This window comes from bacterium, assembly GCA_016702305.1.
Taxonomy (GTDB): domain Bacteria; phylum Electryoneota; class RPQS01; order RPQS01; family RPQS01; genus JABWCQ01.
Map to the genome: position 1 here is coordinate 234135 of JADJEH010000001.1, position 15224 is coordinate 249358.

Genomic DNA, 15224 nt, shown 5'->3' on the forward strand with positions numbered 1-15224 from the left:
ATGACTCACGAACTTGCCGCCTATTTGACCAGCCAGGCGCTGACGACTGCGCTGATTGTAAGCGCTCCGATGCTGCTCGCCGGAATGATCGTCGGAATTGCGGTTTCGATATTTCAGGCGGTCACGCAGATCAATGAAATGACGCTGGCCTTCGTGCCCAAGATCGTGGTCACGGCGCTCGCGCTGCTGATATTCATGCAGTGGATGGCGGCGAAGCTGGTGGATTTTATGCAATATGTCTTCGCACTTATTCCTACGATTGCACAATGAAGTCAAGAGAAGAAATATCCCAGGTTCTGCGCGAGATCAAAACCCTGCCGACGTTGCCGGATGTAGCGGCGCGCGTCATGCAACTCTCGGAAGACCCGGAGGTCTCGCCGAAAGCCGTGGCCGAAGCGGTTGAACGCGATCCGGCGATCGCGACGCGGCTTCTGAAGCTGGTCAACTCGCCGTATTTTGGCGTACGCGGTACGATTACGAGCATCCAGCAGGCGCTGGTGTTTCTCGGTGTATCGAACCTGCGCAATCTTGTATTGTCGTCGAGCGTGATGGACCTCTTCAATCAGGACGGTGAAGTCGGTTCGTTCGAGCGACGGGGTCTATGGGTGCACTCGATGGCCACCGCGCTGGCGGCCCGCGCCCTATCGCGCAAGATGCGGGTGGCCGAGCCTGAGATCGCCTTCACCGCCGGTTTGATTCACGACGTTGGCAAGGTCGTACTCGACAAGCATTTTCACGCCGAGTTCACGCGGATCGTTGAGTTGATGGATGCACACAAAGCGGCGATGGTGGACGCGGAGACGGCCGTAATTGGAATTGACCATGCGGAGGTTGGGCACTATTTGACGCAGCGATGGTCGCTGCCCGAAGTTCTACAGGAAGCCGTGGGCTTCCATCATGCTCCGCGCGGTGCGACGCAGCACGCACAGTTGGCCGCGCTGATCGGCTATGCCGATCACGTCGTGCGAGTGCTTAAGTTGGGTAACGGAGGCGGCGAGGCGCCGGTTCTTGATCACGAGTTCCACGTTGTGCTGCCGCTGCCAGAGGGATCGCTCGACGCAATGTGCGAAGAGCTTGAAGAGTCGTTGTCCGAGCAGGTGAATGCACTTGTAGCGCTCTGATCTCATGCAGCTCCCGTTCAGCATCGGATCGGTCGAGCACTTTGTGCTCGTGTTCATTCGCATAACCGCGGCCCTTGCAGTGCTACCCGTGTTTGGTCGGCGGGCGATTCCCAGTTCGATCAAAGCCGCGCTCGGTGTCGCACTTGCGCTGCTGATTGCGCCGAGTGTGCCGCAGCATCAGATGCCGATGACCGGCACGATTGCCGACTACCTGTTGTTGGGATTGAACGAGACGCTGTGCGGTGCGCTAATCGGTTTCGCCGGACAGTTTCTGTTCTACGCGGTGGAAATTTGCGGGCGCATACTGGGTCTGCAGTCGGGCTTGTCCATCGTTTCAAGTATTGATCCAAACAGTGAAGCGCAGAGCGATGTGCTGACTCAAATCTATGACATGCTCGCCGTACTTGTGTTCCTTTCGATTGACGGTCACTTGATGATGCTTGAGACCCTGCGCGCGAGTTTCGACAGCGTGGCGATTGGCGCGGTCTCCTTGGACGGGAAACTCGCCGATTGGTCCGTGACTCAAGCCGGCCTCGTTCTGGCGCGCGGCGTGCAATTGGCCGCGCCAATGATGGTTACGCTCTTGCTGAGCGACGTGGCACTCGGCATTCTGACGCGCGTGGCGCCGACCATGAATGTGTTTGTCCTCGGATTCCCGTTGAAGATCGGGATAACGCTATTATTCGCGGCGCTGACCACGGGCACGATTGCACAGATCTTCGCGACGCAGTCAGGGCAGTTCATGCAGGGTATGCCGGACTTTCTTCAACTCCTCAGCGGTTCGTAGTCCATGTTCGACCGCGATTCAAAGACTGAAAAACCGACGCCGCGCAGGCGGCAACAGGCACGCGAGAAAGGCTCTGTCGCCCGCTCGCAGGACTTGAATGCAGCGGTGTTGTTGTTTGGCGCGGCGCTGACTTTGTCGGTGTTTGGCGCGGGAATGATCGAAGGTCTCGGCGAAATTCTCAAGCAGATGCTGCGGCAGGCAGGGACCACCGAGTGGACGCAGTCATCCACCGAAGCGCTGCTCAAGAATCAGACGATGGCCGCCTTTCGCGTCTTGATGCCGTTTCTGTTGATGATCATGCTGATCGGCGCGTTGGTCAATGTCTCGCAAGTTGGTTTCAAAATCTCGTGGCAGGCCGCCGCGCCGCAGTGGAGCAGGCTGAACCCGATTAACGGATTTCAACGGTTCGTTTCGGTGCGGGCTCTTGTGGAACTCGGCAAGAGCGTTCTTAAACTGTTGTTTGTCGGTCTGGCGCTCTATTTCGCGTTGAAAACGGCTGCGCTGCAGACACCGTGGCTGTTCTATATGCCGGCCAATCAGGTGATCGGTGAAATGGGACGGCTGTTGGACAGTCTTTTCACGGCAGCGGCCGCTGCGCTGCTCATCATTGGTATCGCAGACTATCTCTATCAGCGCTACGATCTCGAGCAGTCGTTGATGATGACGAAGGACGAAGTCAAGGAGGAAGCCAAGCAACAGGACGGCGATCCGCGCGTCCGCGGCAAGATCCGCGAGATCATGATCAAGACGACGCTCAAACGCATGATGAAAAACGTGCCGCAGGCGGATGTTGTGATAACCAACCCGATTCACTTGGCCGTAGCGATCAAATATGATCGCGAAAACTCTTCGGCGCCGATTGTTGTTGCCAAAGGCGCGCGGAAAGTGGCCGAGCGTATCAAGGAGATTGCCGCGGAGAACGGCGTGCCCATTGTGGAGAACAAACCGCTCGCGCAGGCGCTGTACAAGGCCGTGGAAATCGGCATGGAGATTCCCGTCGAGCTGTATAAGGCCGTCGCGGAAGTGCTGGCTTACGTTTATCGAATTAAAAACCGCTATTTCGGCGTCGCATAAATAGACTATGAGTACAGTAGCGAAAGCACCGGCGAAGGCCGGAGGATCATCCCTCGGGAACCTGCTGAAACAGAGTGACATCATGATGGCGCTCGTCCTTGTGGCGATCGTCGTGGTAATGATCATTCCGATTCCGACGTTCCTCCTGGATATTGCTCTGGCCTGTTCGATTTCATTGTCGTTGGCAATCCTGTTGACGGCACTTTACGTTGAAGAGCCGCTGCGCTTCTCCGTGTTCCCGGGACTACTGCTCGTGGTGACGCTGTTCCGTCTGGCTTTGAACGTCGCCAGTACACGGTTAATTCTGGGCGACGGCGACGCCGGGGCGATCATCACGGCGTTTGGACAATTTGTCGTCGGCGGCAACTATTTTGTCGGCATTGTCATCTTTATCGTGCTCGTCGTTATCAACTTGATCGTGATCACGAAAGGTTCAGGCCGCATCGCTGAAGTCGCCGCACGATTCACCTTGGATGCCATGCCGGGTAAGCAGATGGCGATTGACGCCGACTTGAATCAAGGCATGATTGACGAGGCGGAAGCGCGCAAGCGGCGCGAGAAGATCGCCCGCGAAGCAGACTTCTATGGAGCCATGGACGGTGCGTCGAAGTTCGTGCGCGGCGACGCGGTCGCCGGTTTGATGATCACTGCGATCAATATTCTGGGTGGTTTTGCGGTCGGTATGGTGCAGATGGGGATGAGCTGGCAGGATTCAGCGGCGACCTTTACAATTCTCACCGTCGGCGACGGCCTTGTGTCGCAGATTCCGGCGTTGTTGACATCGGTCGCGGCAGGTATCATCGTCACCCGCGCCGCTTCGGAAGGCAATCTCGGTTCGGATGTCGTTAGTCAGTTGCTCGGCTACCCGCGCGCACTGTACATCTCCGCCGGTGTATTGGCCCTGTTTGCGGTTACGCCGGGATTGCCCACGATTCCGTTCATGACGCTTGGCGCAGCGACCTTCATGCTCGCGCGGATCAGCGCCAGCCGAAATGAGGAAGAAGCGAAGAAGCCCGAAGGCAACAAGCCCGCCGCGCCGAAGCCGCCGGATCGTCTCGAAGATTACGTGTTGGTGGACCCGCTGGAAATTCAAATCGGTTACGGTTTGATACCGCTGGTGGAAGGCGGACCCGGCGGTGATCTGCTCGATCGCATCACGGTGCTGCGCAAGCAAATGGCGGCGGAGACCGGCTTCGTTATTCCGCCCGTGCGCATCCGGGACAACACGCAGCTGTCGCCCAACATCTACATTATCCGCATTCGCGGCAGTGAAGCTGGCCGGGGCGAAATACGGCCGGGCATGCTGATGGCGCTGAGCAACGGCGAGAGCCAACTGCGGATCGAAGGAATCCCCACGCGAGATCCCAGTTTCGGCTTGCCTGCGATATGGATTACCCGCGACCAGAAAGAAGTCGCGCAGTCGCGCGGCTATACCGTCGTCGAACCGGCGGCCGTCGTCTCAACGCATCTTTCGGAGATGCTGAAGGCCGAGGGCTATCGCCTGATGTCGCGCGACATGGTACAAGAGCTGCTGGAGGCCGTCAAGCGCACGCACAAGGCCGTCGTCGAAGAGCTTGTCCCGGGACAGTTGGGCATCGGCCAGGTGCAGAAGGTGTTGCAGAATCTTCTGCGAGAAGGTCTGCCGATTCGGGATATGTCCACGATTCTCGAAACGCTGGCGGACTACGCGCCGATGACCAAAGACCCCGAGTACCTCACCGAAGCTGTGCGCTCCGCATTGGCCAAAGCTATCGCCGAACGCTATGAAGACGAGCCGGGCAGCCTGTCGGCGATGACGATTGAACCACGATTGGAGCAGATGATCGCGGACGGCCTGCGCACCGCCGCAAAAGAGGGCAGCGACTTCGCGCTGCCGAGTGCCGTTACACAGCGCGTGGTCGGGACGATCAAGCAACTTGCCCAAGGTATGCTAAATCGCGGATTTCAACCTATTGTCATCACGGCACCGGGTATCCGTGCATTCTTAAAACGCCTATTGGAAGCAGAACAACCCAATCTCATCGTCCTGTCCACGGCCGAACTGCCGCCCTCGACGCGCGTGCAGCCGATGGGCATGATCAAGATTGAAGGATAAGCCCTATGACTCCCCGCACTTTTACTGGACGGACGTTTGCCGAAGCCCTGGGCAAAATCAAGCTCGAAATGGGCGATGGAGCCGTGATTCTCAAATCCGAGAAGAAGTCGCAAGCGAATTCCTTTGGTTTGGGTGGGCGCGATCTCTATGAGGTGACTGCCGCCCTGCCTTCCGAAGTTAAAGCAGAGCTTGAAAGTGGCACCGAATTTGCCCAAGAACTGTCTGTGCAAATGCGTGATGAGACCACTCCCCGCGGTCAGGCGGGCTCGACTTACGAAATCGCCCTCCTGCGATCCGAAGTTCAAGCCTTGCGTGGTGCCTTAGCGGACATTGCCAAGCATTTCAGGTACAATAATTTACCGACAATGCCTGAGCAATTGTCGCGGTCGCTGACGCAGTTGACCGAGGCAGGATTGGAGCGCGAAATGGCCACCGATCTGACCACCGAGGCGCTGGTCCAACTGGGCCCGGATGCCCTCACGTCCCCGGAAGACATTTCCGCATTTGTTATAGCAAAGCTCAGCAAAATCGCGCCGCCCGCACCGAACCGGCTCCTGCCGCGGACAGGCCGGCAGACGAAAATTGCGCTCGTGGGTGCGCCCGGAGCGGGGAAGACCTCCACGCTGCAAAAGCTGGCGACAGATCCTGCGGGATACGGCAAGCAGAAGATCGGCCTGATTTCGCTGGATACGCATCGCCTGGCGGCCATTGAGCAACTGCGCACGTTCGCGCGCGTCACCGGACTGCCGCTGGAGATTGTCTACCAGCCGAAAGATGTGGCCACGGCCTTACACCGGCTGAAGGACGCACAAATCGTGCTGATAGACACCGCCGGCTGTGCCCCCAATGAGATTCAGCGCCTCGCCGATTTGGCCGCCATGCTTGAAGCTCTGGCGCCGGACGAGACGCACCTTGTGATTAACGCGACCTCGAGAGTCGTTGAGCAGGCCGCCGTGGCGCGTCGTTTCCAGTTGGTTGGCGTGACCCATCTCTCCCTGACGCGATTGGACGAGTCCCAGCAGCCCGGTGCGCTGGTCACGATTTCCCATGAGACCAAAAAGCCGATTGCGTGGCTGGCCAGCGGGCAGAATTTTACAGGGCAGATCGAGCGCTATCGCCCTGAATGGCTGCGCCGTCGGATGTTCAATACTACCGCGCCGCAAAGCGAATTTGTTCCGCTGCGCGCCACGACTGTCAACGTTTAAGCAATATGGCTAAGAAGAGCAACTCCGCTTTGCATGACCTTTTTGTCGCGGTGCGCCGCGTCGTCGTTCTGGTCGTGACCGCGTTCGGGCTGGCGATGCAATGGCCACTGCCTGTCGTCGCCATACGGGTGGCGGTCCTGTGGGCCGTGCTCGTCGTGCTGTCAGGCTTTGCCGAAATCATGTTCCAGTATCTGAGCCACCGCGCCTTACTGCAGCAGCATGCCGCCGCAGTTGGTGATCAAGCCAATGGAGCGTCGCGCTCCTAATTGAACGCATGAAAGCCATCAATACGGCCGCACGCAGTTGGGAAGCCTACGTTCGCACGCAGAGCCCGGAGCTGCGCGAACAGTTGCTGCTCGAATATCTGCCCATGGTGCGCCGCATGGCCATGCGACTGCTTGGCACCCTGCCCCGCAGTGTGCGACTCGACGACCTCGTCTCCGCCGGTGTGATGGGGCTATTGGCCTCGATTGACCACTTCGATCCGTCGCTCGGGATCAAATTTGAAACCTACGCCATGACGCGCATTCGCGGCGCGATGGTGGATAGCCTGCGCGAACTCGATTGGGTGCCGCGCTCGATCCGCCAGAAGGCGCGCAAGCTCGAACAAGCCGTCGAGACGATCACACGCAGACTCGGGCGCTCGCCCGAAGACGCCGAACTCGCCGAGCATCTCGGGATCGAACTGGACGACTACCGCTCGCTCCTCGACGAAGTTAATGTGGCCGTCCTGCTCTCGCTTGATGAAACGCTGAAAGGCCAGGACGGCAGTGAGTCGTCCATATCGGAAAGCACGGCGGATCTGTCCCATGGCACGCAGGACGAAAAGCTCGAAGAACAGGAAACGCGCGACCTGCTTGTCCACGGCCTGCGCGACATGCCCGAGCAGGAGCGGCTCGTCCTGGCACTCTACTATTACGAAGAACTTACTCTGAAAGAAATCGGCGAAGTGCTCGGTCTGACCGAGTCACGCGTCTCGCAAATACACTCAAAAGCACTGCTGCAGTTGCGGGCGCGTCTGCGTTCGCGCATGTCCGGATAATTGTCACGACGACGGAGGAGCCATGTTCCGGCCGATCAATAGCGACGATCACACGCGCTTTCGCCCGCCAGTCGAACAGGTGAAGCAAGCCGAAGGCGCATTTCACGGTCAAAAGCGCGATTTCTCGTACGAGATCGAACAGATTAACGAGAAACACAAAGAAAAGCAGCGGGAGCCAGGCGAGCCGTTTGGCGAGGACACCTTCGAACCAAGCAGCGACGAAGAGCAGACCGCACCCGATTCCGATTCCAATTCCAAGCCCGAAAAATCCGAGCGCACACCACCAGAGTCCGGCCATGTTGATCTTCAGGCATAAACCGCTTCTTGCCGCACTGCTCCTGCTGTCCGCGACAGCAGTGTGGGCCGCCACGCTGGAAAATGTGCGATTCGGCTCGCACCAAGGTTTCGACCGCATGGTGTGCGAGTTCGACGCGCCCATCCAGTACGTTTTACGGGACGGCACCAACGGTTCGATTGAATTGCATCTGAAGTCTGTAAGCGTCACGGATAAGTTCGCGCTGCCCAAACTGCCGTCGCAGATCAAATTGCTCAATAGCGTCGAGGCCTTCCGCGAAAACGCGAGCGATATCATTCTGGAAATCCGCGGCGCCGTGCCGTTGTCCGCGGTGCCTTTGGAGCTGGCGGGGCCGACGTGGCGATTGGCGATTGATCTGGCGCGGCGCGGTGAGCAGTTGCAGACCCCGACGCAATCTGCTAACGATTCGACGGCCACGGCCAAGCCGGTGACTCCGAAGAAGAGTGCAAAGCCCAAAGAGCCGGAATATATTCCCGGTGATCGGCCGATTGAAACGAAGTTGGCTGAGGGCACGACTCCGCCACAAACCGAATCGCAGGCAGTGACGCCAGCCGATCCGCATGTTGCGCAGGAATCGGCCGCTCATGCCGAGCCTGGGGTCAACGCGCACGCCGAGCCGGAGGCCCAGCAACTGGCTACCGCCGACAGCATTAAAGCGCTTGAAGTGCTGGCCGATTTCTATGGAATTACCGGCGACTCGCAGGCCGCACGCGAGTATGGTGCATTGCACAAGACGCGCGCCGGCGATACCATGGATGCTGCCGAACAAGCCGTGACGGAGCATTCCGCGTCGTCAAATGCGCCGCTGTGGATGTTTATCGCGATTGCCTTCGCGGCCGGGATAACAGGTGGAGCCATCGGTGCGCGGCTTCGCATGCCCAAACTGAAACTCAATCTCAAGCTGCCCAAATTCGCACTGCCCAAATTCACGCGCAAGCCCAAGAGCCCCGATGCCGCGGCGGAAATCGCCAAGGACCTTGACACGCTTGATAAGGCTATCGCTGCCGAGAAGCGCGAGAAGCCCAAGCGCGAACCTAAGGCCAATCCGCCCGTGACGGCCAAGCCCGAACCCGCGCCCGAGCCCGAACCGGACTTCCCTGACAGCGAACCTGCGATGGAGGTCGCGATGAAGGAATCGCTGATGGACCGCCGCGTCAAGCGAGTGCTTGAACTTTCTGCTGAAAACCGTTCCCTGGCCGAAATTGCGCAGGAGCTCGACATGGGACAAGACGAAGTTAAACTCATACTCGATTTGAATTCATAAGGCCCTCCGTGTCTCAAACCTTGATCCCCCTCCGCGTCGGCGAAATCCTCACGACCAAAGTTCGCCGCAAACTCTCTACGTCACGTGTCTTGATTGATCTTAAGGGTCGAATGCTCGTCGCAGACCCTGAACAACCGGTCTCGGTCGGCGATCCCATCACCGTACAGGTCTTGGCCATCTCGCCGCGCATTCGCTTGCGCCTGCTCGCGCCAGTGCCGACGGACGCTCCCAACGTCGCCTTCCCACTCGACCTCCGCACCTGAGCCAACCTTAAGTCCCACTTCAACGCTCCGGCAGTTTGTGCCGGAGCACGGATCCTGCCCCGGTTTTCCCCTACCCTCTGCACTTCCTTAACTTCTGTTTCTTAAGCGGTTAAATTGACCTCCTGGATTGCTTAACTTGTTATAGCGCTTGGCACCATCCTTGCAAAGATTCTGCAAGGGTAACAGGACCTCGCTATGATCAAAGGCATTTACAGTTCAGCCGCCGCCATGCGCGCGGGCATCGTCCGACAGGACTTGACCGCCAACAATTTGGCCAACGCTTCGACCACCGGTTTCAAGCGCGACCGCTTCGTCATCGAGCAGCAGCTTGACGGCGCAAACGTGGGCGATTCGCGCAATTTGCTCGATGCCGTGAAAGGTGCGGGTTACACTGCTTTCAGTGCGGGACCACTCGAGTCTACCGAAGCACCGCTCGACTTTGCGCTCCAGGGCTCCGGCTTTTTCGTCGTCACAGACCAAGAAGGCACGCACTATACGCGCAATGGCCGCTTCGATCGCAACGCCGAAGGTCAGCTGGTGGATGCCGAAGGCCGCCGCGTGCAAGGCGAGGGCGGCGACCTCACGATTCCACCGGGTATCGTCACCGTCAGCGATGACGGCCGAGTCTCTGTAGACGGCGTAAGTCTCGACAGATTGCGCGTCGTCGAGTTTGAAAATCCCGGCGAGCTGGTCAAAACCAAAGACAGTCTGTTTTCCGATCCGGACAACGCCGCCGGTGAGCGCGCCGTCGCCCGCACCAGCGTTGCCCAGGGATTTCTCGAACAATCGAATGTAGACGCCGTGCGCGAAATGGTCGAGATGATCGCCACCGCGCGGCACTATGAAGCAAGTTCCCGCCTGATGACGGCGCAGGACGCATCGCTCAATCACGTCGTCAATGACATCGGTCGAGTCTAAGGCAATTCATGATCAAAGCTCTCTACACATCCGCTTCCGGCATGCAGGCTCAGCAGCGCAATCTCGACAACACCGCGAGCAACATCGCCAATGCCAACACTACCGGCTATAAGCGCAGCCGCATCGAGTTCCAAGACTTGATTTACGAAAACGTGCGCATTCCCGCTCCGACGGATCAGGGCACCTCGCTGCCCGTTCCACTGCAAATCGGCGGCGGCACGCGCGTTGTCGCCAGTGTGAAGAACTTCGAGATGGGAACGCCGCAGGAAACCGGAAACCCTCTCGACCTGATGGTTCGCGGCGACGGATTCTTTCAAGTGCTGATGCCCGATGGTACGCTGGGATACACGCGCGATGGTTCATGGAAGCTCACGGCCGAAGGTCAGATCGTCAACGCGCAGGGCCTGCCGATGGAACCGCCGATCAACATCCCGAGCGACGCCACGTCGGTCATGATTTCGCCCGAGGGCCGGGTGTCGGTGATGACCCAAGGCAATACAGATCCCAGTGAAATCGGTCAGATCGAAGTCGCGCGCTTCGTCAATCCCGCGGGCTTGTTGAGCGACGGCGGCAATCTCTACACACAAACGGTGTCGTCGGGCGATCCGTTGACGGCGACCCCTGGCGCAGACGGCACAGGAACGATCGAACAGGGTTACCTGGAAGCGTCAAACGTCAAGATCGTTAACGAAATGATCAATCTGATAACGGCGCAGCGCGGCTACGAACTGAATTCGCGCGCGATCCGCACCGCTGACGATATGATTAACATTGCCACGCAGCTCAAACGCTAATGCTGCGTGAACTGGTCCTTCTGCTTAGCCTGTTTCCACTAATGAGTCTCGCGCAAGACATGACGCGCCTCGAACGCCTGATTGCCGCCACATGGGCACCGCATCAGGTCGCGTGCCAATGGGAGCCGGTGTTTGGCGATGCGGCCGCGCTGGAGTCGTGGATAGAAGTGATTGTCGCAAGCGAACTGCCCGAGTCCGCGCATGACCAACTGACCATCGGCTTGACGGGCCGCGATGCCGCCGGACAGCCCGCGCATTTGACGGTCAAGGGCCGGGCGCGAATCTATGGCGCGGCCTGGTCGGTAAACGACCGCGTGAAGCTCGGCGCGGAAATCCGCCGCGAGGATCTGCATGAAATCGAATGTGAATGGAGCGCGTTGCGCGATGTCGCGCTGTTGGACGCGCAGACCATCGTCGGAAAATTCGCCGTGCGGCCGCTGGTGCCTGGCCGGGCGATTCTCGCGGCGGATGTGCGCCCGCGAGCCATCATTCACTCCGGCGATCCCGTCGTGATTCACTACGAGCAGGGCGGAGTGATTGTAAAAGTAGAAGGCGTCGCGATGAAGGACGGCGGAGTCGGTGAGACAATTCCCGTGCGCGTGCCCGAAGTCGAACGCAATAGATTGCAAGGAGTGATCCAAGATGATGCCACGCTGCGCTGGATTCGTTAGTCTGCTTCTTTTGTCGAGCGCCGCGCTTCTGGCCGGCGTCCACGGCAACGGGCTTGCGCCATCGTTCTACAACGATTGCAATGCGCGTAATGTAGGCGATCAGCTTACCGTGCTGATTATCGAAAATTCTTTGGCCTCCGCGTCAGCCCGCACCAATACCAAGGGCGAGTTTGATGCCGAATTGCAAGCCGCCGGTTCCGGTCCGCTCGATTTCATTCCGCTTCTGTCCGGAAGCGGTTCCTCTAAGAGTGAACACAAAGGCACGGGCACGACTACGCGGCAAGGCACGTTTCGTGGCAGCGTTGTGGTCCGTGTAATCGAAGTGCTTCCCAACGGCGACATGCGTATAGAAGGCCAGAAATCGGTCGTCATAAATGGCGAACGGCAACTCACGATACTGTCCGGCACGGTGCGCCAATCCGATGTTACGCCTGACAATACAGTCACGTCCGACCTCATTGGCGACGCGGAAATCTCGTACAAGGGCAAAGGGGTGCTGGGCAACACCGAACGCCCGGGCGTGATCGCGCGCATCTTCGATTGGATCTTCTAATGCGAATGACTATCGTTTCCATATTGCTCGCAGCGGCCACGGCCTTCGGCGGCGTGCGCGTGGGTGACCTAACCGGCTATCCCAACACGACGCCCGTGACGCTGACCGGATACGGTCTCGTCGTCGGATTGGCAGGCACTGGCGATGGCAGCAAATCAACGTTTACGCCACAGACCTTCGCGAGCATGCTCAAGCAATTCGGCATCGAAGTCGCGCCGGGCGAGTTGAAGCTGAAGAACGTCGCGGCGGTGATGATCACCTGCGAAATGCCCGCCGGGGCGCGGCGCGGCGCGCGCATAGACGCACTCGTTTCGTCGCTTGGCGATGCAACCAGCCTACAGGGCGGCACGCTCTTGCGTTCCGTGTTGAACGATCCGTGGGGCAATCCGATCGCCGAGGTGCAAGGTCCAATTTCCATCGGCGGCTTTAACTTTGAAACTGGGGGCAATCGCGTCTCGCGCAATCACGCCGTCGCCGGACGCATTCCGGGAGGGACGATTCTTTTCGCGGACGGCCCGCAACTTCCCGCGCCTGCGGATACCGTTGTCCTTGTGCTGGAGCAGCCTGATCTGCGCACTGCCGTCGCGATTACCAAAGCAATCAACGCGCACTACGGCGGCAGCGCGCGCACCGACGACCCGGCCCAAGTTGTGGTCAACGTGCCGACGATGTACGAAACGCAGAGCGACCGTTTCGAATTTCAATCTATCATTGAAGACATTCAGATCGAGCCCATCGGGACGGACCGCATCGTTATCAATGAGCGCACTGGGACAATTGTCGTCGGTACGGGTGTGACGCTGATGCCGACAGCGATTGCGCACGGCAACTTGACCGTGGAAATTTCCGAGCGCCCGGTGATCAGCCAGCCCAACGCTTTCGGCCAAGGCGAAACTGTCATCGAATCACAAAGCACCATCAGCGTCGAGAATGCCGGCGAAGGGCTCAAGGAGATTGAAGGCGCGGCATCGGTTGGTGACGTGGCACGCATGCTGAATTCCCTCGGCGTGACGCCACGCGACATGATTGCGATATTCCAGGGACTGAAAGCGGCGGGCGCTCTGCGCGCTGAACTGGTAATTATCTAATGAAAATTCTACCGACGAATCAACCCATCGCTTTGACGCGGGCGGCGACGCATCGTGAACCGACCGTCGCGGAAGTTTCCGATCAGTTCGAAACTCTGCTGACGCATCAAATCTTGCAGGAACTGCAAAAGGGCCTGGAAGGCGAATCCCTGTTCGGAGATGGAGTGGAGGGTAATACGCTTGGAGCCGTTGCGCAATGGGAGCTCGCGGAAAAGTTGGCCGGCTCGCTCGATCTTGGAATTCTCGCGCAGCTCCGAACCGCCGAAAATACCGAGCAAAGAGGTGACAAGTGAGCCCTGAAGCACACGATTTCGTCCGGGAATTAGGCTGTCTGAAGATTCACATCCAGCGGCTTGAAGATCGCCTGCGTAAGAATGAGCTGGCCGGTATTGAAGGTGAGGCGGCCGAAGTTGAGACCAATCTGGTGCGCCTGCTTCGCGCCCAACGTGCGCTGCCGCGCAATGAGCAGCAGCAGATGCGCCGCCGGTTTGTCGCGCTGCGTCAGGATGCTTTGAAAACACTGGAGATTTCGCGCCGCATACTTGACGAGAGTCTGCGAGCGACCGTTGAGCTGCTCGAGGTTATCGAAGCCAACAATAATTATGACGGCCGACACGGTGGCCGTTCAATCATGATTGACCGCAAGGCGTAACGCATGAGTACACTCTCCAACATACTCGAGCAAGGCCGCCGCGCACTTCAGGTTCAGCAGCTGGCGATGCAAGTCATCGGTCACAATACGACCAATGCGGGCACCGTCGGCTATTCGCGGCGCCGCCTCGATCTGGAAACCGCGCCGCCCGGCGAAACGGGCATGTGGGACACTGGTTCCGGTGTGGACGTGCTTCGTCTGGCTCGCGTGCGCGATCGCCTGCTCGACTCGCAGATTCGCGGCGAAACCAGCGTGGCGTCTTATTGGAGTGAACGTGAGGACCGACTCGGCCGCGTTGAAGAAGTGTTCAACGCGCTCGGTGACAACAACCTTGGTAAACTGATGGACGATTTCTGGAGTGGCTGGCATGATCTGGCCAATGACCCAGAGAGCATGGCTCCGCGCTACGCTCTGCGTGACCGCGCAGGTGCGCTTGTCAGCAGTCTCAAACGCGTTCACCAGAACCTTGCTCAGCAGATCGAAGATACCAACGCCCGCATCGGTGACGCCGTGAACGGGATGAACGATCTTACTTCGGCGATTGCGGACTTGAACGTCCGCATCAGCCGCGCCGAGCTCAGCGGTCAGGAGGCGTCGGACCTTCGGGACTCGCGTGATCTGCTCGTTGAACAATTGGCGCAGATCGCCGACATTTCCGTACAAGATCAAAGTGACGGTTCGATTAATGTATACATTGGCGGCCAGATAATCGTTCAGCGCGACATGGCAGTCCGCGTGAATGCTGATGAAACAACCAGCGACCCGAAGCGCAAATACAATTTGACGTTGGGCAGTTCGCCGCTAACGTGGAACCCCATGGGCGGTGAATTGGGTGCCTTGATAGAGCAGCGGGACGTTGAATTGCCGGGCATGATTGCCATGCTGGATCAGTTCGCGCGAGAATTGAGTTCGTCCATCAATGAACTGCACATGCAGGGCTACGGGCTGAACGGCTCCCAAGGTCAGGAGTTCTTTCGGGTGGGAGCGACGGGCGTAGCCGATCTGGCGTTGAGCGCGACCATCATGGATGATCCGGCCAATATAGCGGCGGCGAGCGGAGCGAATGCGCCGGGCGACAATTCCATGGCGCTCGCCATCGCGCAGTTGCAGCACAGCACGAGTATAGACGGTGTCACGCTTGATCAATGGCTGCGGAATATACCGCTTGAAGCGGGCAGCCGCCGTGCTGCGGCAATTCAACAACGTGACATTGAGAATGCAGTGCTCGAGAATGCGGTGAACCGCAGAGCGTCCATCAGCGGCGTAAGCCTCGATGAAGAAATGGCCAGGCTGCTTGAATCGCAGAAAGCCTATGAAGCCGCGGCAAAAATCGTTCAGACCGTAGATGAAATGATGCAAACCGTCATTAACCTCAAGTAAC

19 protein-coding genes are annotated in these 15224 nt (G+C 58.7%); all 19 read left to right on the forward strand.

From position 1 onward, the window contains the following. The 19 genes from fliQ to flgK all read left to right on the forward strand — a co-directional run bounded on the left by fliQ (position 1) and on the right by flgK (position 15223). Positions 1-270 carry a flagellar biosynthesis protein FliQ gene (fliQ, locus tag IPH10_00850; GenBank protein ID MBK6909477.1) on the forward strand — a complete coding sequence of 90 codons (270 nt, stop codon included), beginning with the start codon at positions 1-3 and terminating at the stop codon, positions 268-270. Next, entirely contained in the window at positions 267-1121 is an 855-nt protein-coding gene (locus IPH10_00855) for an HDOD domain-containing protein (GenBank protein MBK6909478.1), read from the forward strand. Before fliQ ends, IPH10_00855 begins: the two co-directional genes overlap by 4 nt. 4 nt (positions 1122-1125) lie before the next feature. Then, on the forward strand, positions 1126-1908 hold the full coding sequence (fliR, locus tag IPH10_00860; protein ID MBK6909479.1) for a flagellar biosynthetic protein FliR: 783 nt from the start codon (positions 1126-1128) through the stop codon (positions 1906-1908). A gap of 3 nt (positions 1909-1911) precedes the next feature. Continuing rightward, the gene (gene flhB, locus IPH10_00865) at positions 1912-2982 is read left to right on the forward strand and encodes a flagellar biosynthesis protein FlhB (GenBank protein MBK6909480.1); all 1071 of its coding nucleotides are present in this window, start codon (positions 1912-1914) and stop codon (positions 2980-2982) included. A gap of 7 nt (positions 2983-2989) precedes the next feature. Then, positions 2990-5077: a flagellar biosynthesis protein FlhA gene (flhA, locus tag IPH10_00870; GenBank protein MBK6909481.1), complete on the forward strand. Its 2088-nt coding sequence runs from the start codon at positions 2990-2992 to the stop codon at positions 5075-5077. A 5-nt stretch (positions 5078-5082) separates the two neighbouring features. Then, the gene (locus tag IPH10_00875; protein ID MBK6909482.1) at positions 5083-6282 is read left to right on the forward strand and encodes a hypothetical protein; all 1200 of its coding nucleotides are present in this window, start codon (positions 5083-5085) and stop codon (positions 6280-6282) included. A 5-nt stretch (positions 6283-6287) separates the two neighbouring features. Further along, on the forward strand, positions 6288-6548 hold the full coding sequence (locus tag IPH10_00880; protein MBK6909483.1) for a hypothetical protein: 261 nt from the start codon (positions 6288-6290) through the stop codon (positions 6546-6548). Positions 6549-6556: 8 nt separating this feature from the next. Further along, a complete protein-coding gene (locus IPH10_00885; protein MBK6909484.1) occupies positions 6557-7324 on the forward strand; it encodes a FliA/WhiG family RNA polymerase sigma factor in 768 nt (255 codons plus the stop codon). A gap of 22 nt (positions 7325-7346) precedes the next feature. Continuing rightward, positions 7347-7640 (forward strand): hypothetical protein, encoded by a 294-nt coding sequence (locus tag IPH10_00890; protein ID MBK6909485.1) that lies wholly within the window; start codon positions 7347-7349, stop codon positions 7638-7640. Beyond that, complete coding sequence (locus tag IPH10_00895) at positions 7621-8904, forward strand: hypothetical protein (protein ID MBK6909486.1); 1284 nt, start codon at positions 7621-7623, stop codon at positions 8902-8904. Before IPH10_00890 ends, IPH10_00895 begins: the two co-directional genes overlap by 20 nt. Before the next feature lie 20 nt (positions 8905-8924). Continuing rightward, positions 8925-9167 carry a hypothetical protein gene (locus IPH10_00900; GenBank protein MBK6909487.1) on the forward strand — a complete coding sequence of 81 codons (243 nt, stop codon included), beginning with the start codon at positions 8925-8927 and terminating at the stop codon, positions 9165-9167. A 195-nt stretch (positions 9168-9362) separates the two neighbouring features. Continuing rightward, on the forward strand, positions 9363-10085 hold the full coding sequence (flgF, locus tag IPH10_00905) for a flagellar basal-body rod protein FlgF (GenBank protein ID MBK6909488.1): 723 nt from the start codon (positions 9363-9365) through the stop codon (positions 10083-10085). Positions 10086-10093: 8 nt separating this feature from the next. Then, a complete protein-coding gene (gene flgG, locus IPH10_00910) occupies positions 10094-10879 on the forward strand; it encodes a flagellar basal-body rod protein FlgG (protein MBK6909489.1) in 786 nt (261 codons plus the stop codon). After that, positions 10879-11550: a flagellar basal body P-ring formation protein FlgA gene (gene flgA / locus IPH10_00915; GenBank protein ID MBK6909490.1), complete on the forward strand. Its 672-nt coding sequence runs from the start codon at positions 10879-10881 to the stop codon at positions 11548-11550. The genes flgG and flgA overlap by 1 nt, the downstream gene beginning before the upstream one ends. Next, a complete protein-coding gene (locus IPH10_00920; GenBank protein ID MBK6909491.1) occupies positions 11522-12103 on the forward strand; it encodes a flagellar basal body L-ring protein FlgH in 582 nt (193 codons plus the stop codon). Before flgA ends, IPH10_00920 begins: the two co-directional genes overlap by 29 nt. Positions 12104-12108: 5 nt before the next feature. Then, positions 12109-13191, forward strand: a complete 1083-nt coding sequence (locus tag IPH10_00925) for a flagellar basal body P-ring protein FlgI (protein ID MBK6909492.1) — start codon at positions 12109-12111, stop codon at positions 13189-13191. Continuing rightward, positions 13191-13484, forward strand: a complete 294-nt coding sequence (locus IPH10_00930; GenBank protein ID MBK6909493.1) for a hypothetical protein — start codon at positions 13191-13193, stop codon at positions 13482-13484. The genes IPH10_00925 and IPH10_00930 overlap by 1 nt, the downstream gene beginning before the upstream one ends. Continuing rightward, entirely contained in the window at positions 13481-13843 is a 363-nt protein-coding gene (locus IPH10_00935) for a hypothetical protein (GenBank protein MBK6909494.1), read from the forward strand. The genes IPH10_00930 and IPH10_00935 overlap by 4 nt, the downstream gene beginning before the upstream one ends. 3 nt (positions 13844-13846) lie before the next feature. Beyond that, positions 13847-15223 (forward strand): flagellar hook-associated protein FlgK, encoded by a 1377-nt coding sequence (gene flgK, locus IPH10_00940; protein MBK6909495.1) that lies wholly within the window; start codon positions 13847-13849, stop codon positions 15221-15223. Position 15224: the final 1 nt, after the last annotated feature.

Coding starts and splice junctions, on each gene's coding strand:
- IPH10_00925 (MBK6909492.1), top strand. CDS start 12,109: ATGACTATCGTTTCCATATTGCTCGCAGCGGCCACGGCCTTCGGCGGC.
- IPH10_00895 (MBK6909486.1), top strand. CDS start 7,621: ATGTTGATCTTCAGGCATAAACCGCTTCTTGCCGCACTGCTCCTGCTG.
- IPH10_00930 (MBK6909493.1), top strand. CDS start 13,191: ATGAAAATTCTACCGACGAATCAACCCATCGCTTTGACGCGGGCGGCG.
- flhB (MBK6909480.1), top strand. CDS start 1,912: ATGTTCGACCGCGATTCAAAGACTGAAAAACCGACGCCGCGCAGGCGG.
- fliR (MBK6909479.1), top strand. CDS start 1,126: ATGCAGCTCCCGTTCAGCATCGGATCGGTCGAGCACTTTGTGCTCGTG.
- flgG (MBK6909489.1), top strand. CDS start 10,094: ATGATCAAAGCTCTCTACACATCCGCTTCCGGCATGCAGGCTCAGCAG.
- flgK (MBK6909495.1), top strand. CDS start 13,847: ATGAGTACACTCTCCAACATACTCGAGCAAGGCCGCCGCGCACTTCAG.
- IPH10_00880 (MBK6909483.1), top strand. CDS start 6,288: ATGGCTAAGAAGAGCAACTCCGCTTTGCATGACCTTTTTGTCGCGGTG.
- IPH10_00875 (MBK6909482.1), top strand. CDS start 5,083: ATGACTCCCCGCACTTTTACTGGACGGACGTTTGCCGAAGCCCTGGGC.
- fliQ (MBK6909477.1), top strand. CDS start 1: ATGACTCACGAACTTGCCGCCTATTTGACCAGCCAGGCGCTGACGACT.
- IPH10_00885 (MBK6909484.1), top strand. CDS start 6,557: ATGAAAGCCATCAATACGGCCGCACGCAGTTGGGAAGCCTACGTTCGC.
- flhA (MBK6909481.1), top strand. CDS start 2,990: ATGAGTACAGTAGCGAAAGCACCGGCGAAGGCCGGAGGATCATCCCTC.
- flgA (MBK6909490.1), top strand. CDS start 10,879: ATGCTGCGTGAACTGGTCCTTCTGCTTAGCCTGTTTCCACTAATGAGT.
- IPH10_00920 (MBK6909491.1), top strand. CDS start 11,522: ATGATGCCACGCTGCGCTGGATTCGTTAGTCTGCTTCTTTTGTCGAGC.
- IPH10_00890 (MBK6909485.1), top strand. CDS start 7,347: ATGTTCCGGCCGATCAATAGCGACGATCACACGCGCTTTCGCCCGCCA.
- flgF (MBK6909488.1), top strand. CDS start 9,363: ATGATCAAAGGCATTTACAGTTCAGCCGCCGCCATGCGCGCGGGCATC.
- IPH10_00855 (MBK6909478.1), top strand. CDS start 267: ATGAAGTCAAGAGAAGAAATATCCCAGGTTCTGCGCGAGATCAAAACC.